This is a genomic window from Tellurirhabdus rosea, assembly GCF_026278345.1.
In the GTDB taxonomy this organism is placed as follows: domain Bacteria; phylum Bacteroidota; class Bacteroidia; order Cytophagales; family Spirosomataceae; genus Tellurirhabdus; species Tellurirhabdus rosea.
Genome location: NZ_CP111085.1, coordinates 5,078,016 through 5,096,688, shown reverse-complemented (window position 1 = coordinate 5,096,688; position 18,673 = coordinate 5,078,016). Strand labels below are relative to the sequence as shown.

15 protein-coding genes are annotated in these 18,673 nt (G+C 59.0%); 8 read left to right on the top strand and 7 right to left on the bottom strand.

The features are described from left to right. Nucleotides 1-180: 180 nt before the first annotated feature. The 3 genes from ORG26_RS21510 to ORG26_RS21500 form a co-directional block, all read right to left on the bottom strand. Nucleotides 181-1,971 (bottom strand): family 10 glycosylhydrolase, encoded by a 1,791-nt coding sequence (locus ORG26_RS21510; protein WP_266365510.1) that lies wholly within the window; start codon nucleotides 1,969-1,971, stop codon nucleotides 181-183. A 420-nt stretch (nucleotides 1,972-2,391) separates the two neighbouring features. Beyond that, on the bottom strand, nucleotides 2,392-3,144 hold the full coding sequence (gene cobA / locus ORG26_RS21505) for a uroporphyrinogen-III C-methyltransferase (RefSeq protein WP_266365508.1): 753 nt from the start codon (nucleotides 3,142-3,144) through the stop codon (nucleotides 2,392-2,394). Nucleotides 3,145-3,238: 94 nt separating this feature from the next. Beyond that, nucleotides 3,239-5,398, bottom strand: coding sequence for a nitrite/sulfite reductase (locus ORG26_RS21500; protein WP_266365506.1), 2,160 nt, complete (start codon nucleotides 5,396-5,398; stop codon nucleotides 3,239-3,241). 401 nt (nucleotides 5,399-5,799) lie between these two features. On the opposite strand from ORG26_RS21500, the gene ORG26_RS21495 reads away from it, so the two are divergent. The 3 genes from ORG26_RS21495 (at nucleotide 5,800) to ORG26_RS21485 (ending at nucleotide 11,028) form a co-directional block, all read left to right on the top strand. Beyond that, complete coding sequence (locus tag ORG26_RS21495) at nucleotides 5,800-7,686, top strand: beta-N-acetylhexosaminidase (RefSeq protein WP_266365504.1); 1,887 nt, start codon at nucleotides 5,800-5,802, stop codon at nucleotides 7,684-7,686. A gap of 145 nt (nucleotides 7,687-7,831) precedes the next feature. Further along, entirely contained in the window at nucleotides 7,832-9,511 is a 1,680-nt protein-coding gene (locus ORG26_RS21490; protein WP_266365502.1) for an Ig-like domain-containing protein, read from the top strand. Nucleotides 9,512-9,573: 62 nt separating this feature from the next. After that, nucleotides 9,574-11,028 (top strand): Gfo/Idh/MocA family protein, encoded by a 1,455-nt coding sequence (locus tag ORG26_RS21485; RefSeq protein WP_266365500.1) that lies wholly within the window; start codon nucleotides 9,574-9,576, stop codon nucleotides 11,026-11,028. Between the two features lie 78 nt (nucleotides 11,029-11,106). Here the strand turns inward: ORG26_RS21485 and ORG26_RS21480 are convergent, their stop codons facing one another. Further along, nucleotides 11,107-11,892 carry a hypothetical protein gene (locus ORG26_RS21480; RefSeq protein WP_266365498.1) on the bottom strand — a complete coding sequence of 262 codons (786 nt, stop codon included), beginning with the start codon at nucleotides 11,890-11,892 and terminating at the stop codon, nucleotides 11,107-11,109. Between the two features lie 182 nt (nucleotides 11,893-12,074). On the opposite strand from ORG26_RS21480, the gene ORG26_RS21475 reads away from it, so the two are divergent. Together ORG26_RS21475 and ORG26_RS21470 are read left to right on the top strand one after the other, a co-directional pair. After that, nucleotides 12,075-12,875: an LOG family protein gene (locus ORG26_RS21475; protein ID WP_266365496.1), complete on the top strand. Its 801-nt coding sequence runs from the start codon at nucleotides 12,075-12,077 to the stop codon at nucleotides 12,873-12,875. A gap of 144 nt (nucleotides 12,876-13,019) precedes the next feature. Continuing rightward, nucleotides 13,020-14,630, top strand: a complete 1,611-nt coding sequence (locus ORG26_RS21470; protein WP_266365494.1) for a S8 family peptidase — start codon at nucleotides 13,020-13,022, stop codon at nucleotides 14,628-14,630. Nucleotides 14,631-14,729: 99 nt separating this feature from the next. Here ORG26_RS21470 and ORG26_RS21465 read toward each other — a convergent pair whose 3' ends face one another. Both ORG26_RS21465 and ORG26_RS21460 read right to left on the bottom strand, forming a co-directional pair. Then, the gene (locus ORG26_RS21465; protein WP_266365492.1) at nucleotides 14,730-15,446 is read right to left on the bottom strand and encodes an SDR family oxidoreductase; all 717 of its coding nucleotides are present in this window, start codon (nucleotides 15,444-15,446) and stop codon (nucleotides 14,730-14,732) included. Between the two features lie 83 nt (nucleotides 15,447-15,529). Beyond that, nucleotides 15,530-16,363 (bottom strand): alpha/beta hydrolase, encoded by an 834-nt coding sequence (locus ORG26_RS21460; protein WP_266365490.1) that lies wholly within the window; start codon nucleotides 16,361-16,363, stop codon nucleotides 15,530-15,532. A 174-nt stretch (nucleotides 16,364-16,537) separates the two neighbouring features. Here ORG26_RS21460 and ORG26_RS21455 point away from each other — a divergent pair, with 174 nt between their 5' ends. Together ORG26_RS21455 and ORG26_RS21450 are read left to right on the top strand one after the other, a co-directional pair. Further along, on the top strand, nucleotides 16,538-17,062 hold the full coding sequence (locus tag ORG26_RS21455; protein WP_266365488.1) for a YMGG-like glycine zipper-containing protein: 525 nt from the start codon (nucleotides 16,538-16,540) through the stop codon (nucleotides 17,060-17,062). Nucleotides 17,063-17,156: 94 nt separating this feature from the next. Further along, a complete protein-coding gene (locus ORG26_RS21450) occupies nucleotides 17,157-17,609 on the top strand; it encodes a nuclear transport factor 2 family protein (protein WP_266365486.1) in 453 nt (150 codons plus the stop codon). Between the two features lie 137 nt (nucleotides 17,610-17,746). Here the strand turns inward: ORG26_RS21450 and ORG26_RS21445 are convergent, their stop codons facing one another. Further along, entirely contained in the window at nucleotides 17,747-18,073 is a 327-nt protein-coding gene (locus ORG26_RS21445; protein WP_266365484.1) for a hypothetical protein, read from the bottom strand. 106 nt (nucleotides 18,074-18,179) lie between these two features. On the opposite strand from ORG26_RS21445, the gene ORG26_RS21440 reads away from it, so the two are divergent. Further along, the gene (locus ORG26_RS21440; protein WP_266365482.1) at nucleotides 18,180-18,635 is read left to right on the top strand and encodes an OsmC family protein; all 456 of its coding nucleotides are present in this window, start codon (nucleotides 18,180-18,182) and stop codon (nucleotides 18,633-18,635) included. The last annotated feature ends 38 nt before the right edge of the window (nucleotides 18,636-18,673 follow it).

Genomic DNA, 18,673 nt, shown 5'->3' with positions numbered 1-18,673 from the left:
ACGCAGATTAATGGATTAACTATGATGCTTCGATTTCTTTGCTCAGATTAGTATCAGTAACCGTTCAAACGGTGAAATTCCAATTCAGGTTATCATCGTTAATCCTCAAATCCGTGTAATCCCGGTTCTGATTTCGGTTTATCAGCGTTAATCCTCAAATCTGCGCAAGCCGGGTCCTGATTAGCGTTGCAAAATAATTCGTTGCATCAGCCGGTGCTTTTCGGTGACGAGGGTTGCAATATAAACACCGTCGGGCAGGGTTCCGGCATCGAAGTACACGGAATATTCCCCGGCGGGCTGGGTTTCCTGCACGAGTGTACCCGCCATCCGACCCAGCGCATCGTAAACGGCCAGCGTCACCGGCCCCGCTTCGGCGAGTCGGTAGGTGATGCGGGTTGACGTCCGGAATGGGTTGGGCACGACGGGCAGCAGTTCCGTCCGGGCAATTTCGGCCGCTGGAACGCCCGTTACAATTGCCGTGGCAAGGGCGTTGGACGGCGGGCTTTCGTTGTGCAGCCGGTCGAGGGCCGTTACGACGTAGGTGTACGAAACGCCCGGTTTCAGGCCCGTATCGGCAAAATCCAGCGTGTCGGTTGCCGTCAGGGCCAGAATCGTCCCTAAATCGGGCTGACCGTTTTCGGCGCGGTAAATGGCGTACTGCCGGATTTTCCCCAGTTCGCCCGTCTCCGCCTGCGGGCGGTTCCAGTGCAGTTCGGCCGTGTTGTTGCGCACCGTGGCAATCAGATTGAGCGGAGCGGGCGGCGGCGTGGCGTCCTTCCAGGGCATGGGAGGCAGCAGTGCGGGGCGGTTATAGAGTGTCGTCCGGAGTGAATCGCGGACGCCCAGCGGGTTTTTGTTCAGCGAGTTGGTATTGTAAAAAATGCTGCCCTGCACGTTGGCCGTCTGGCGCAGCAGGCGCATCTGGTTCGGAATCTGCGCCGGGTTCTTCCAGGCCGCATCAGCATCGTTGTTGACCCGGTACAGGCCGTGGCCGATGTACAGATGGCGACCGGGATTCAGTGCGCTCCACCACGGCAACAGTTTGGCAAAATCCGCGGCGGCGTTGCCGATATGCCAGTATAACTGCGGGGCGATGTAATCCACCCAGTTCTGCCCAAACCACTTGCGCGAATCCGCATAAATGGCGCTGTAGCTTTCCAGCCCCCGCGAATCGGAGCCGAGCGGCTGGCTCGCCGACTTGTTCTGCCAGATGCCGAAGGGCGAAATGCCGAACTTCACCCAGGGCTTGGCCGCCCGGATGCTGTCCGAAACCATTTTGACGAACAGGTCCACGTTATCGCGCCGCCAGTCGGCCCGGCCGGCGATGCCACGGGGGTACAGGGCGTAGGTTGAGTCGTCGTTGAAGGCTTTGCCCGTTTCGGGATAGGGATAGAAATAATCGTCGAAATGCACACCGTCGATGTCGTAGCGGCGCACCACGTCCATGACAACCCCGGTCACGTAAGCCCGCACTTCGGGCAGGCCGGGGTTCAGGATGCGCAGATTTCCCTGCGCCAGCAGCCAGTCGGGGTGTTTGACGACCACGTGGTTCGGGTCGAGCGTGGCGGTCTGGATGTTCGAAACGGCGCGGTAGGGATTGAACCAGGCGTGAAACTCCAGCCCGCGTTTCCGGCATTCGCCAATCATGAACTGCAATGGGTCGTACTGCGGCTGGGGTGCGCGGCCCTGCCGACCGGTCAGGACTTCGGCCCAGGGCTCGAAGGGGCTGGGATAGATGGCGTCGGCCACGCTGCGTACCTGCACGATGACGGCGTTCAGCCCCGCCTGCTTATGCTGGTTGAGGATGTTGACGAATTCTGCCCTTTGCTGCTCGGGCGTCAGGGTTTTGGAGGAAGGCCAGTCGATGTTCCCGACCGTAGCGACCCAGGCGGCCCGGAACTCGCGTTTGGGTGACGGCTGGGCGAAGGCCAGCGTGCTGATGAAGATAAGAGCGAGGAAGAGGTAATTCATATCACCGCCAAAGGTAGGGCGGTTTGGGTGAAATTTCGAGGCGTTACAAAAACGTATGCTCGCTATTAGCGATAAAAAACGCCGCGTTGGCCAATTTGCAGAACGTGTTTGGTCGCTACGCGACGTAACCCCAACGGAGCCGATGCGGGGCTACAACTATTTGGTCGCTACGCGACGGAATATTGATGAGCCGGGTTTCCATAGAGCCGACGTGTACCCTCGTCATGTATCGACCCAACGTTGGTAGCAATAAGAGTGGTGGTTATTTTTTCGTCGTGTAGCGACCTAACGTTGGTGGCGGTGAGAGTTGCCGGTATTTTCCCGTCGCGTAGCGACCTAACCTGCATAAGGGAGTAGTTCAGGTTGCCACAAAGCGATCACTTCGTCAGCTTCTGTTTTGACTGTCAGGTATCGCCACGGCTACTCGGCCACTTTTTTCACCTGCTCCCGTACCTGTTCCGCGACCGTCGGCAGGGCGGCAACTTCGCCGATGACAATAATCGCCGGGTTGTCGATAGCCGATTCCCGGACTACTTCTTCAATCGTCGAAACCGTCCCGAACACGCTCCGCTGCTCGGGCAATGTGCCGTTCTGGACAATCGCCACCGGCGTTTCCGACTTGCCATATTCGGCAAACAGCGCCGCAATCTGCCCCAGTTTGTGCATCCCCATCAGAATCACCACCGTAGCGGTCGATTGGGCGGCCAGGTGCAGATCCCGCGAGAAAGCGCCGTCTTTGGTGGTGCCGGTTACGACCCAGAACGATTCGCTCAGGCCGCGCGTCGTCAGCGGAACACCCGCCGCCGCCGGCACGGCGTAGCTGCTCGACAAGCCGGGCACCACGTCCACATCAATGCCGTGCTGCCGGGCGTAGTCGAGTTCTTCGTACCCGCGCCCGAACACGAACGAATCGCCGCCCTTCAGCCGCACGACATGGCCGTAGTTCTGCGCGTAGTGCACAATCAGCGGGTTAATTTCCTCCTGAACGCAGGAATACGCACCCCGCCGCTTGCCGACGTACACCTTCAGGGCGTCGGGACGGCAGTGTTCCAGCAAATCAGGATGCACCAGGGCGTCGTACATGACCACATCGGCCTGCGCGAGCGCCTTAATGCCTTTAACCGTTATTAGATCCGGGTCGCCGGGACCGGCGCCTACGAGGGTTAATTTCATGAATGATGAGTTATGAATTATGAATGATGAATTGGCTCTGCCTATTCAGGCCCCAACCGGGCGGAGCCAACTCATCATTCATAACTCTTAATTCTTAACTATCTTTGGCAATCTCCAGTTCCTGCAGTTCCGGCAGGCCGTCCGTGTCGATCTGCTGCTGACGGTACGCCTGTACGCTGGTCAGCAGGACCTCGGCCGCCGCCAGAAACTGACGGGCGAAGTCTTCCGAAGGCTCGTTTTTGTTGATGCTGAACACCAGCGTTTTGAACGCGCCTTCTTCGGTATGGAAGCCCGCTTCGCCGAGGAAGTGCTTATCGAAATCGCTGACGATGCCGTGCTGGGTGTTGGTCGCCACGTCGCGGCTCATCAGTCCGGCTTTGGCCGTGGTGATGAAGCTGCTGTAGGCGTGGTAGATGGCGTCGGCCCAGCGGCTTTCGGCCAGCGCCTCCCGCGACCACTCCAGCTTTTCGGCGGCTTCGGTCAGCGTCGTGGCTACCAGGTCGATCATCACCCCGGCGCACTCGCCCACCCCGATTTCGGTCACGAACTGTTCCGTGTGGTCCCAGTCGATGTAGTCGTCCTGCGTCAGCGTTTTCAGGTCGGCCAGCGGTTTCAGCAGCGTGAAGAAGTAGTTCTTCCCCTGCCGGGCGTAGTAATCGCTGAAATACTCACCTTCGAAGGCGTTGGCGTCGTAATCGTTGAGCAGCACCCGCAGCGACTCCGGACCACGTTTTGCCGGAATCTTGATGACTTTATCCGCAATCAGTCCTTCGCCTTTGCCGTTGAAGCCGCCGCCGAGCAGCACCTGCAGCGCCGGAAGCACGAAGGCCCCGTTTTTCAGCGACGAGCCGTGGTAGCCGATGTTGGCGACGGAATGCTGTCCGCAGCCGTTCATGCAGCCCGAAATCTTGATCTTAATATCGTTGTTGTAAATGATCTCCGGAAACTCCTGCTTCATCATCGTTTCCAGCGCTCGCGTGATGCCGTAGCTGCTGGAGATGGCGAGGTTACAGGTGTCGGTGCCGGGGCAGGTCGTGATGTCGGCAGTCGTGTCGAAACCCGGATCGGCCAGACCCAGCGCGGCCAGTTCTTCGTACAGCGCGGGCAGGTTTTCGGGACGCACAAACCGCAGCAGGTAGCCCTGGTTGATGGTCACCCGAATGTCGTCGGCGGCGTATTTCTTCACCACCTGCGCCAGCGCGCGGGCCGTGTCCGAGTGCATATCGCCCAACAGCACCCGCAGTTGCACGGCATACCAGCCGGGTTGTTTCTGTTCAAAGACGTTGGTTTTCAGCCACGCTTTGGATTCTTCCGAAGTCAGCGGCCAGTTGGCGGCCACTTCCTCGTACGAAATCCCGCCTTCTCCGAAGTTCTGGACGGCAAAAATCGGCGACTGGCGGCTGAAGTCCGAGAACACCTTATTTTTCAGGGCGGGCGTTTCTTCGGCCACCCGTTTCAGAAACTCCTCCAGCCCGATGTCGTTCAGGAGGTATTTCATGCGGGCTTTGTGGCGCTTGGTCCGCTCGCCGTAGCGGTCGAACACGCGGATCACGCCTTCGATGAACGGAATCACGTTTTCTTCTTCCAGAAAATCGAATGCTTCCTGCGCCGCAAACGGCTGGGCACCCAGGCCCCCGGCCACCAGAACCCGGAAGCCCCGCTTGCCGTCCCGGACGCGGGCGATCAGACCCACGTCGTGCATGTAGCCATAGGCCGAATCGCGCTCGCTGGAAGACAGCGAAATCTTGAATTTACGGCCCATTTCCTGACAGATCGGGTTCCGCAGAAAGTAATCAAAAACGGTGTAGGCGTACGGCGTGATGTCGAACGGCTCCTCCGGGTCGACGCCCGCGCGGGCCGAGCCCGTTACGTTCCGGACCGTGTTGCCGCAGGCTTCCCGCAGCGTAATGCCCGCATCTTCCAGTTCCGACCACAGGGCCGGCGAGTCGGCCAGCTTCACGAAGTGGAGCTGAATGTCCTGCCGGGTGGTGGCGTGGAGGTTGCCGGTCGCGTATTTGTCGGAAAGGTCGGCAATCCGGACCAGCTGGTCCGCCGTGATGCGGCCGTGGGGCAGTTTGATGCGAATCATCTGCACGCCCGCCTGCCGCTGGCCGTATACCCCCCTCGCCAGACGGAATTTGCGGAAATGCTCATCCGTCATCTCGCCCGACGCGAAAGCGTTGATTTTCTTCTGAAGGTCAAGAATGTCGCGTTGAGCCGCCGCGCTGACATTGGGTGAGAAGCTTATGGACATAGCTATAAGTAATATAGTCTATAGGATTAATCGAATTATTTATAGAAACAAAAAGCCGAAATGGGCGGCTCCTGTGGTTTTGTTGACAATACAAATGTACGCTTCGGGCGGGTCAATCCGGTCGTCGGGCGGACTACTTTTATTTATTGAGTATAACTTCTGGTTATCCAACCCCGTCAGCGGTCGCAGACCCTGGCGGGGGTTAACCCGGCCCCGCCCCTCAGCCAAACCCGTCGCCTCCAACAACCATTTTTGTAAAGAATAAAATTCCGCAAGGCGGGAATACTTTTCGCGGGCTAGCCCCATCCACCCCGGTAGGGTCTGGGGCCGCTGACGGGGTGAGGGCGCGACGCTATTCAAAAAATTTGTAATATGCTCCGTGAATTACAAAACCCTTCTTCATGAATCGTCTGGCTTTTTTGTTCCTGTTGCTCTTTGCTGAGATTTCCTACGCGCAACCGCTTCTCCCCCATCTCATTCCCCAACCCGTGTCCATCCAGAGCGGAAACGGGTCTTTTACGCTTAAAAAGGGGATTGCCGTTGGCTATAACAAACCGGAAGCCCGCCGGGTCGCCGACATGCTGGCCGGCAAGCTCACCACGCCGACCGGGTACACCCTGCCGGTCCGGACCGGCAAACCGGCACCCATCCAGTTCAACCTTACCGATTCCCCGGACGCCCGGCTGGGCCGCGAAGGCTACACGCTGACGAGCTCTCCGAAAGGCGTCGTCATCACGGCCAACCAGCCCGCCGGGTTGTTCTACGGGATGCAGACGCTGCTGCAACTGTTTCCGAAAGAAGTGGAAAGTCCGGCTGTCACCGCGGCGAACTGGACGGTTCCGGCCGTGACCATCACGGATTATCCGCGCTTCGGCTGGCGGGGTACGATGCTGGATGTCAGCCGGAATTTCTTCACGAAGGAAGAGGTCAAACGCTACATCGACCAGTTGGTTCGCTACAAATACAACGTCTTCCACTGGCACCTGACCGACGATAACGGCTGGCGCATCGAAATCAAATCGCTGCCCCGCCTGACGGAAGTCGGGGCCTGGCGCGTGGCCCGGGCGGGCCATTTCGGCAGCCGGGAGGCCCCCAAACCGGGCGAACCGACGCCGGTGGGCGGTTTCTACACCCAGGACGACATTCGGGAAATCGTTCGCTACGCCGAGGAACGCAACGTGATGATCGTGCCGGAAATCGACGTTCCCGGCCACAGCATGGCGGCCATTGCGGCTTATCCGGAACTGAGCTGTACCAAAAACCCGAACACGGCAGTGAATCCGGGCACGGCTTTCTCGGAATGGTACGGCAACGGCACGTTCAAGATGCTGGTGGAAAACACGCTCAACCCGTCGGACGAAAAAGTGTATGAGTTTCTGGACAAGGTCTTTACGGAAGTAGCGGCGCTGTTTCCGAGTCCGTACATCCACGTGGGCGGCGACGAGTGCTACAAGGGCTACTGGCAACAGGACCCCGGCTGTCAGGCGCTGATGAAGAAACTCAACATCCGGCATGTCGAAGACCTGCAGGGCTATTTCATGGGTCGGGTGGAAAAGATTCTGGATGCCAAAGGCAAGAAACTGCTCGGCTGGGACGAGATTCTGGAGGGCGGCATTTCGCCGAAAGCGACGGTCATGAGCTGGCGGGGCATCAAAGGCGGCATCGAAGCGGCCCAGATGGGCCACGACGTGGTGATGACGCCCACGACCTTCGCCTACCTCGACTACCAGCAGGGCGAAGCCAGCATCGAACCGCCGCTGTACGCCTCCCTCCGCCTGAAAAAAAGCTACAGCTTCGACCCCGTTCCGGAAGGCGTGGACGCCAAATACATCCTCGGCGGACAGGGCAACCTCTGGACCGAACAGATTCAGACGCTGCGGCATGCCGAATACATGACCTGGCCGCGCGGCTGGGCGCTGGCCGAAGTCTACTGGTCGCCGAAAGAAGCCAAAAACTGGGATGCCTTCATTCCCCGCGTGCAGACGCACTTCGGCCGGGCCGATGCGGCGGGCGTTACTTATTCCAAAGCCATCTACGATGCCGTTGTCCGTACCCGGATGGAGGGAGACAAACTGATGCTCGATATGGAAACCGAAGCGCCCGGTCTGGATATTTTTTACACCCTCGACGATTCGATGCCCGACAGCCGCTCCCCGAAATACAGCGGTGCGGTGCCGATTCCCGATGGTCCGGTGACGCTGCGGGTCGTGACGTACCGCAACGGCAGCCCCCTCGGCCACCTGATTACGCTCAAGCGGGAAGAGCTGCGCCGACGCGCGGGGCGTTGATTGCCCGGTATTCATAAACAGCAAAACAGCCGGGGCGACCTCCGGCTGTTTTGCTTTCGGATAAAAATCAGGCACCGGCCTGCATCGGCATCATCCCCTGCCATTTACCCCCTTGCGACTTTCGGGTAACTCAACCCATGACACCATGAAAGCCGCCATCCGTCCCCTCTTTTTTGTATTTCTTTTAGGCCAGATTGTTCTTTTGTCCTGCCGGGAAAAGCTGGAGCCCGGCCCCGCTCCGGTCGCGGCGGTTTCGGTGGAAGCCGATGCCGCCACGATGGTCGTCGGGCAAAATCTCCAGTTACGCGCGGTGCTGAAAGATGCGGCGGGCAACGTCCTGAACGGTCGCCCCATCGTCTGGAGCGTCGATAACGGGGCGCTCGCCACCGTCTCCGCGAGCGGGCTGCTAACGGCCCTCCTGCCCGGAACGGTTCAGGTCTGGGCCAGCAGTGAACAGCAGTCCGGCACGCTCCGGGTCGTCATTACCAAAGTTCCGGTGGCCTCCATCAGTCTGCCGCCCGATACCGTGCGGCTGCGGGAAGGCGCGACCGCCCAGCTCCGGGCCACGCTGAAAGACGCCACCGGGGCCGTGCTGACCGACCGCGAAGTGGTCTGGACGAGCGCCGACACCACCAAAGCCCGCGTCAGTCCGGCCGGTCTGGTGACGGCTCTGACCGGCTCGGCCGAGCCGGTCTTTATCCGGGCCACCTGCGAAGGCAAAACGGCCGAAATGCGCGTGCGGCTCGACGCGCCGGATGTGCGGGTGAGCATTTTGCCGGGCGTGCTCGAACTGGCGCAGCAGACTTCCACCTCGTTTGAAATCGACATTCGTTCGCTTTTCGGGTACAGTGGTCCCGTCACGCTCCAGTTCCGCGACCTGCCCACCAATGTCACCATCGAGCCCTACGCCAATCCGCTGACGGTTCCGGCCAACGGGAACGCGAAGGGAATGGCCGCCATCAAGGCCCGGGTGACGGGTGTGGTCACTTTGAAGGCGTTTTCGCTCGTTGCCCGGACGGCCTCCTTCGAAAAGACGTTTTCGCTGCCGCTGAACATCCTGCCGCAGACGCCGCCCCGGGTCCGCCTCATTTACCTTATTCCGACGGACAAAGAACCGAGCGAAACCGTCATCCGGGGCATCGAACGGGCCGCGTACCACCTGCAGATCTGGTACCACCGGGCGCTCGGCAACGGCCGGACGTTTGCCATCGGCGACCGGGTGGAGGTGGTCCGGATGGTGCATCCTTCGGACTGGTTCGTGAACAATATCGTGGGCAACTGGACGTACAGTTTCTGGAACAACGTCACGACCGAAGGCTTCCGCTACACGGGCGGCCGCTACAACGACCCGCAGAACGTCTGGGTATACTACATCGACGCCGACAACGGCAAGGACCAGATCGGCGGCGCGGCGGCCTCGGGCGTGGTAGTGCTGTCGGGGTACGATGTCCGCGGGGTGTCCGGAGGGCGCGGCTTTTTCGATTGGGAAGGCATCTGTCGGTACACGGGCGGGCTCGGCCACGAAATTGGTCACGCCTTCGGGCTGCCCCACCCGGCGGGCTGCGACCAGAACCAGAGCGGCTGCGACTGGAATGCCCTGCTCTGGACCGGCTACGCCAATTATCCGAACACCTACCTGACCGTTTTTGACAAGGACATCCTCAACCGCAGCCCGTTTTTCCAGACCCGCGCCGTAGCGCCGAACTACGTCGATTGTTCGACGATGGATTCCTACGTCCCCAGCGGTCGGCGGGCCGCCCCGGGAAGCTCGCCGGTCACGCCGCCGCTTTCGCCGCTCGACAACCGGGTGCCGATTCTTCCCTGACGGTTTTGGGTAAATTGTGGAGAAAAACCGCTTTTCCTGTAACAGGCAAAAACCGACAGTCTATGTCTTCCCGACGCACGTTCATCAAAACCCTTTCTACCGCCTCGGCCCTCATCGCGGGCCAGAGCGTAGCCAAGCCCTTTGCATACATTCCGAACCTGAAACGCATCAGTCCCAACGATAAAATCCGCTTTGCGACCATCGGCATGGGCATTCAGGGCAATTTCGACACGCGCGCGGCCCTGCGCAACCCCGACGTGGAACTGGTGGCGGTGGCCGATCTCTACAAAGGCCGCCTCGAAACGGCCAAAACGCTGTTCAACAATCCGGACCTGTTCACCACCCGCGACTACCGCGAGATTCTGGCCCGTCCGGACATCGACGCTGTGCTCATCGTGACGCCCGACCACTGGCACGACCGCATCACCATCGACGCCCTGAAAGCGGGCAAGAACGTGTACTGCGAAAAGCCGATGGTGCAGCAGATCAGCAAAGGAAAACCGGTGATCGACGCGTGGAAGAAATCCGGCAAAACGATGCAGGTCGGCAGCCAGCGCATCAGCAGCGCGGCCTTCAAGGAAGCCAAGCGGCTGGTGCAGGCGGGCGATATCGGGGCCATTAATTACATCGAATCCAACAACGACCGCTTCAACGCCATCGGTGCCTGGAACTACTCCATCCCGACCGACGCCTCGCCCGAGACCGTCGACTGGGACCGTTTCCTCGGCTCGGCCCCCAAGCGGCCGTTCGACGCCAAACGCTTCTTCCGCTGGCGCAACTACCGCGACTACGGCACCGGCGTGGCGGGCGACCTGTTTGTCCACCTCATCACCGGCGTTCACTTCGTGACGGACTCGTTCGGGCCGAACCGGATTTATTCGTCCGGCAACCTCGCTTACTGGAAAGACGGCCGCGACGTGCCCGACGTGATGACGAGCATCATGGATTACCCCAAAACCGACCAGCACGAGGCGTTCCAGATGGTGCTGCGGGTCAATTTTGCCAATGCCGGAAAGATTCAGAACGTGACGCGCATCATCGGCAACGAAGGCCAGATCGAGTTTTCGGAAGACAACCTGATTCTAACCAAGAAAAAACTGCCGCAGGCTCCGGGCTACGGCGGGTACGACAGCTTCTTCACGTTTACGCCGGAGGTGCAGGAAGAGTTCAAGAAGCAGTACGACAGCCAGTACCCGGCCGAAACCCGTACGGCCGAGCCGGTGAAAGAGGTTCGTTTTGAAGCGCCCAAGGACGACGACGCGCACGGCAAACATTTCGGCGATTTCTTCAAAAACGTCCGCGACGGTTCGCAGGGCACCATTGAAGACCCCGTGTTCGGCTTCCGCGCCGCCGCGCCGGTGCTGGCCTGCAACCAGAGCTATTTCGAGAACCGCACCATCTACTGGGACCCGGTCAACATGACGGAAAAGAGCCCGGCCGTGGCCAAAGCAGGCAAACCCGCCGCGGGCAGCAAAAAGCCCGTGGCCGCGGGGAAAGTGACCGCCCGGAAAAGTTAATGCCGAACGAACATAAGAAGCCCCGGTCGGCGGCGTATTCGTACATCCGCGGACCGGGGCTTTCGCTTTGGAACCCGGTTATTTTGTCCGGTAAAGGGTGCCGTTTTCAATCGTGAACAGATAGCCGTTGAGGGCCACCAGGTGCGTCATGCTATTGTAGGCGCCTTCTTCGCCAATCTGCTGGTAGTTGCCGGAGGCGTCGGTTTTGAAAAGGGTTCCGTTGCTTTCGAGGCTCCACAAATAGCCCTGCTCACCCACGAGCGCCACGGTTTCGTCCCACTCGCCTTCTTTGCCTACCTGCTTCCAGCGCAGGGTTTTCGGATCACTACGGTAGAGGGTCCCGTCTTCGACGGTCCACAACGCCCCGTTCATGGCCGCGAGCAGGGACGCATCTTTGAACGAACCTTCCTCCCCAATTTGCTTCCACTTACCATTTTTGTCGGTCTGGTACAGGGTTCCGTCCGTCTCGATGCTGTACAGATAGCCGTTGAGGGCGACGATTCCGGCCGTGTTTTTCCAGTCGTCGCCCAGCTTTACCCAGCGCAGGGATTCCAGGTCCGTTTTGTACAGTTCCCCGTCCCCTTCCAGCGTAAACAGGTAGCCGTCCAGCGCCACCATGAACTGCACATCCTGAAAACTTCCTTTTCCGGCCAGCTTTTCGTAGTTGCCTTCGTCGTCGGTTTTCCAAAGGGTTCCGTCTTTTTCGATGCTGTACAGCGACCCGTTCATCGACACGATATCGACGGTATTGCGCCAGTCGCCGGCTTTGCCCAGTTGGGTCCAGCGTCTTTTCTGCGCTTCTGCGGCAAAAACCATCAGGCAAAAACTCAGCAGCAGCAGCGTGCGCCGCGTTACTTGATTCATCTTGTTTCCTGCTTTTTAAGTGATCTTTTCAATAGACCCGTAAATATACTTAAATGAAAATAGCATACTATTAACACGTTATCAGGCGACTGCGAATCAGAAAGCTAAAAATAGAAGTGCACCTTTCGGTCAGGATGGGCTTTATGCGTACTTTAGGTCATCATTTTGCCAAAACCACCGTCATGCAGACCACCGTTCCGCCTCCGTCCGCCGAAGAGCCCCTGGTGCCGGGCCATCTGGACTTTTACCTGGAAGGGCCGAAGAACCGGCAGTCCGAGTTCCGCTTTGTCTGGCGGGTCGCCTTCCAGTTTCTCAAAGGCTTCCGGACGCTGCATTTTGTCGGCCCCTGCGTGACGGTCTTTGGGTCGGCGCGGTTTGGGGAGGGACATCCGTATTACGAGCTGGCGCGGCAGATGGGCGGGGCCATCGCCCGGCTGGGGCTGACCACCATGACCGGCGGCGGACCGGGCATCATGGAGGCGGCCAACCGGGGGGCGTTCGAAGTCGGCGGGCGCTCGGTCGGCTGCAACATCGTGCTGCCCCGCGAACAGCAGCCCAACCCGTACATGCACAGCAGCGTCAACATCGACTATTTTTTTGTTCGCAAAACGCTGCTGCTGAAATACTCCTACGCGTTTGTGGTCATGCCCGGCGGCTGGGGCACCATGGACGAACTGTTTGAAACCCTGACGCTGGTGCAGACGGGCGTGATTCAGAACTTCCCGGTCGTGCTGATGGGTCGCGACTACTACCAGCCCCTGCTGGATTACCTGAACGAGATGGTTCGGGTGGGCACCATCAGCCCCGAAGACCTTAAACTGGTCTGCCTGACCGACGACGTGGCCGAAGCCCGGCAGCATATCGAACAGTACATCCGGGCCAATTTCAAAATTCAGGTGCGCCACAAACCGCTCTGGTGGCTGCTGGAGCGACTCCGGCCCGTCAGCTCCGCCCCGCTCGCGGAAACCAACCGAAAGGAATAAGCGTTTTTCAGACAGGGCGCTTTACTTTTTCCGGTAATATTTCGTTACTTAAACGCCTGCCGGAAACCGGAACAACTGCGCTACCCGCGGGTTTGGCCCCGGGCAGTGCGCGTGGATAATTTTCGTTGAAAACAAGGCCAATTCATGATAAAACCCCAATTTGTTGCCCCGCTCACCGGGGTAATTCTGCTCTCTTCGCTATCCCTAGCTACCGCCCAGACCACACCGAAGCAATGGTTTCATCTCCAGGCGCAGGCCGATACGACGGTCGGCATCAGTACGGACCGGGCTTACACGGAGCTTTTGAAGAACCGCAAGCCGACACCCGTGGTGGTGGCGGTAATTGACGGCGGCGTCGATTCCACGCACGAGGACCTGCGCCGCGTGATGTGGAAAAATCCGCGCGAAATCGCCGGAAACGGTGTGGACGACGACAAGAACGGCTACGTGGACGATGTCTTCGGCTGGAACTTCATCGGCGGCAAGGACGGCCGCAACGTGCGCTACGAAACGGCGGAAGTGACACGCCAGTACATTCGGCTCAAACCGCTGTACGAAGGCAAAAACCGGGCGTCGCTGAAGCCGGCCCAGCAGAAGGAGTACGACAGTTACGTCAAGTACAAAAAGGAAGTCGAACAGAAACAGAGCGAATACCGCCAGCAGTTTCAGCAGATCAAGGAGTTTGCCGGACAGTTCAACGCCGTGACCGACGCCCTGAAATCGGCCCTGAAAGTAGCGAAGCTGGACACGACCCTGCTCAAAAACCCGATGACCGAGGACCCGCGCGTGAAACAGCAGGCCCGGGCGGTGTACATGATGCTCAGCGCACAGAAATACGCCGATACGCAGACGGTTGCCGACGAGCTGAAATCCGCCCTGGAGGACCTCGAAGCCCGCGCCGAATACGCCTACAACCCGAACTACGACGCCCGCTCCATCGTCGGGGACAACCCGGAGAACGTGAATGAGAAAGGTTACGGCAATGCCGACGTGATCGGACCCAACGCCCGGCACGGCACGCACGTGGCCGGCATCATCGCCGCCGACCGGACCAACAGCCTCGGCGTGATGGGTGTGGCCGACGCCGTTCAGATCATGGCCATCCGGGCCGTTCCGGACGGAGATGAGCGCGACAAGGACGTAGCCAACGCAATCCGCTACGCGGTCGATAACGGGGCGCAGATCATCAACATGAGCTTCGGAAAAGACTACTCGCCCCAGCGCAAGGCCGTTGACGACGCCATGCGGTATGCACTTTCGAAAGGGGTGCTGCTGATTCACGCCGCTGGCAACGACGGCAAGCTGCTCGACACCACGGCCAGTTACCCCGCGCCGACGTTCATCGACGGCAAGGAAATTCCGAACCTGATTACGGTCGGGGCCGTGACGCAGCGCAACGACGAAAGCCTGGTGGCTCCGTTCTCCAACTACGGCCGTAAGACGGTAGACGTATTTGCGCCGGGCATGGCGATTTACTCGACCACGCCCCAGAACGGCTACGAAAGCCTCAGCGGCACGAGCATGGCCGCCCCGGTGGTGGCGGGTATCGCCGCCGTGCTGAAATCGTACTTCCCGAAACTGACCTTTGCGGACCTGAAACGCATCATCCAGCAATCTGCGACGGTGTACAAAACGCCCGTCACCCGGCCGGAAAGCGACAAAGTGGTCAACTTCCAGGAGCTATCCAAAACCGGCGCCATCGTGAACCTCTACCAGGCCGTGAAACTGGCCCTGGACGAGGAAAGTGCAAAATAGTTTTCTGTTTTGAGTTGTCTGTTTTCCGTTGCTTCGCCGGAGATGGAATTTTACATCCGCGAAGCAACGGAAAACAGACAACTCAAAACAGAAAACAGCTTACCTTCCTCCCGGCCGTGTCGGGCGCACTTCGACTTTGCTCGGCAGCGTGCGCGGGTGCATTTTCAGGAGGTCGTAGACGATATGGCCGATGTCTTCCGGCTGGATTTTCCAGGCATCGGCTTCGGTCGGCTGGTGGTTGTTGAACTCCGTGGCGACCGAACCCGGCATGATGGTCGACACCTTGATGCCGAATTTGCGCAGGTCGAGCATGATGGCCTGTGAGAAGCCTACCACGCCGAACTTGCTGGCGTTATAAGCCCCGCCGTTTTCGAAGAAGTTGGTCCCCGCCAGGCTCGAAATCGTGATAAAATACCCTTCTGTTTTCTTTAGTTCCTCCACGCTCGCCTTGATGGAGTTGAACACGCCCGTCAGGTTAATGTCAATGGTTTCCTGCCACTGCTCCGGCGTCAGGTCCTGAATGGGGGCAAAATGGCCCACTCCGGCGTTGGCGATGACGTAGTCGAGGCGCTCCCACCGCTGCACGATGGCGTCCACGGCGCGCTGCTGCGAGGCCAGGTCCCGGACGTCGGCGGCCATGCCGATGGCGTGGTCGGGATTGAGTTCATTGAGGCGGGCAGCCGCTTCCTCCGCGGCCTCCTGCGACCGGCTGGTGACGGCCACTTTCACGCCTTTCTTGATCAGGACTTCGGCAATGCCGTATCCGATGCCTTTGGAGCCCCCCGTAATGAGGGCCGTTCTGATGTGATCAGCCATGATGGTGATTGGTAGATTTCGTGTTTGTCGCCTTCGTTAACCGGGCCGGGCGGGGTAAAGTTCGAGCCGTCCGGGGACCTGATTCAGCGGCCGCCCCCGACAAACGGCAGTAAGTCGCGGTAAATCACGTTGTTTTTCCAGAAAAGCTGAGTCACCATCGGGACGTGTTTTTTTCCCGGAAGCTCCTTCAACTGGTAACGGACACCGGCCTCCGTCAGTCGCTGGGCAAAGCGGCGGGTGCTGTTCCGGATGCTCGGATAGGTCCGTTCGCCGATGTACAGCAGCATGGGCGGCGTCTGCCTTTCGATAAAATAAAGGGGCGAAACCGTCCTCCACACTGCCGGGTCTTTCCCAAACGGGACGAGGTACTGCTGGTCGTTGGGATATTCCATTTTGGTCAGGTAATCGAACATATCCAGCCCGGCGGGGTCGTCGAGAATGGCCCCTTTGACGGGGTTGGCCGCCAGGCCGATTTTCGCAAAAAGCCGGTCGTCGGTAGCCAGCAGGCCCGCCAGTCCACCGCCCGCCGAATGGCCCATAACGTAAATCCGGCCGGGGTCGCCGCCGTAATCCGCCAGGTGCTGATGAACCCAGGCAACGGCCCGGGCGCAGTCGTCGGCCATAGCGGGGACGGCCACGTTCGGGGCCAGCCGGTAATTGATAATCACGGCCAACACGCCCTGTTTGGCCAGCCGCCGCCCGATGAAGGTGTAGATGTTCTTGCTGCCGCTGTTCCAACTGCCGCCGTGGATGAAGACCACGACCGGAAAACCGGTTGCTGATTTTTTGCGTGGCACGTAAACGTCCAGCCGGTGGCGGACCGCGTCAAAATCCGGACTTTCGGCCGGTACATAGGCTAAGTCTTTGATCCGGCGACTGCCGAGGGCCGCCGAGGCATACGCGGAAATAGCAAGCATGAAAAGCAGAAAAAGGAGACACAACAGACGGTTTGAAAAAGCAGGCATACGGGTGGGGTTTGCTCCCCGGCAAACAAATTTTTTTTGAAAAAGGTTAATACATGAAAGAATACCAAGTTAAACCATAGGCCGGACAGCCTGTCTATAGTTCGTTCTTAACTAAAACGAGAAATCATGAAAACGCTTCGCAATAGCCTCATAATCACCCTGCTGATCCTGATCGTCTTTGGACCGGCTCAGTCGCAGGAGCGCAAAAAGCGCAAGCTGAACTGGAATCCCAAGACCCGGGGATACGTCATTGGTGCCGGAACGGGTGCGGCCGCCGGAGCCATCATCCACAAGCGGAACCGTCTGGTCGGTGGTGCGGTGGGAGCCGCCGCGGGTGCGGCCGCCGGCTACGTAATCGGCAGCCAGGTCGAAAAGCGCAACCAGCGGATTGCCGCCGCCCGCGCCGCTTCGGAACAGCGCGAAATGGCCTCCAGCGAACGCAGCCGTTCCATCACGCGGAAAGCTCCGTCGCCGGCCGCCCCGGCGACCCGCAACGCGCTGGCCGCTTCCCGGACGCAACCGGCCGCTCCGATGGCCCTCCAGCCCGAAGCAGCGGCTTATACTCTGAATTCCATGTACCTGCTGAACCCGGACTACGGCGACCAGGACGCGCCCTACGGCATGTCGGAATACCGTCGGAAAAGCTGGTAAGCCGTCGATTTTTTAGTCTGTAAGTCAACAATAACCAGGGGGCAACCGGTATCCATGCCTGTTGCCCCTTTCACTAACCAATTAGATCAACACCATGAAAAAGATACTGAGTGCCCTCGTCCTGCCCCTGCTGATGCTTGCCTGCTCACCCAAAGAAGAAGCGAACGTGCAGCAGTTGAACCAGCAGTTTATCGGTGCCTGGAACAGCAAGGACCCCGAAAAAATCATCGGTTTTCTGGCCGAAGACGTGCATTTTGTACAGGGAAATGCGCACTACAGCGGCAAATCGGAGGTTTCCCAGAAATGGGTCCGCGAAACGCTGCCGACCCTGCGCGACCTGAAAACGAACGTGATCAGTTCGGTGAACGACAGCCAGGTTGCCTACGAAGCGGGTACGTTCTCGGTGGATGTGCTGCCCGAAGCGCCCAACGAACCGCGTGGCTACGGCGAAGGCAATTTTATGCTGGTCTGGAAAAAAGGCGAGGATAAAAGCTGGAAACTGAGCTATGCGCAGCTGGAGGACCTCCCGGTGCAGGTGAAACGCTAAACCGGATTGTTGCGCCGAATTGTAGACTTTTGGCGCTTGATGCCTGATTCTGAGGCGGTATGAACCGGCGATTTTTACCCTTCCCCGCCGGAACGCAGACCGTTGGTGAGTCCGGTTTCAGGCGTCAAAAGTCTTTTTTAGAACAGGCTCCCGAAGGCCAGCGGATTGCCGCGCAGGATGAAATTGTAAAGCAGCAGCGCCAGCACCAGATAGAGGAAGATGAGCCACTTTTTCTTCTGCTCGAATTCGGCCGGGTGGTGGTGGTAGTCGTAATACATGGACGTGGTGAGGCCCATGATCATCAGCACGAAAGAAAAGAAACCGCAGTTGTTGCGGTACCCCTGCACGTCTTCCATAAAACGGGCTCCCATCAGGATATACAGCAGCCAGCAGCCGAAACCCGCCCGGTAAAGGTACACACTCAGACGACGGTCGTTTTTAATGTCAAAGAGTTTGTCCGACATGATTGTCAGGGATTTATCTGGTGAATTTACACACTTGGCCGCATAACACCAACCAAACCGCCAAACATCTATTACTTTTGTACTTTCGAGCAAGCTAACAAATCCCATGAATAACGAGCAAACGGTTACCCACAAAAAAATGAAAACCATGACCGTGGAGCTGAACCGCGTCGACGATGCCTTCCATTTTGAAGCGGCGGGCGTCTCGGGCGTTCCGGTTCACCTCGACGGCTCGACGGATATCGGCGGTCATAACCTGGGTGCCCGGCCTATGGAACTGCTCCTGATGGGGCTGGCGGGCTGCAGCGCCATCGACGTGGTGCTCATCCTGCAAAAACAGCGGCAGCGGATTGACGAATTCCGGATCACCGTGGAAGGCGACCGTTCGGCCGATGCCACGCCTGCTCCGTTTGAGAGCATCCGGCTGCATTATTACCTGAAAGGCGAAATCAGCGAGGACAAGGCCCGCCGCGCCATCGACCTGTCGATGGACAAATACTGCTCGGCTACGGCACAGCTCCGGCCCTCGGCCCGAATTTCCTACGACCTGACGATTCTGTAATGTAACCCGGAGTGCCACTCCGGGCATCCTGTAAAATA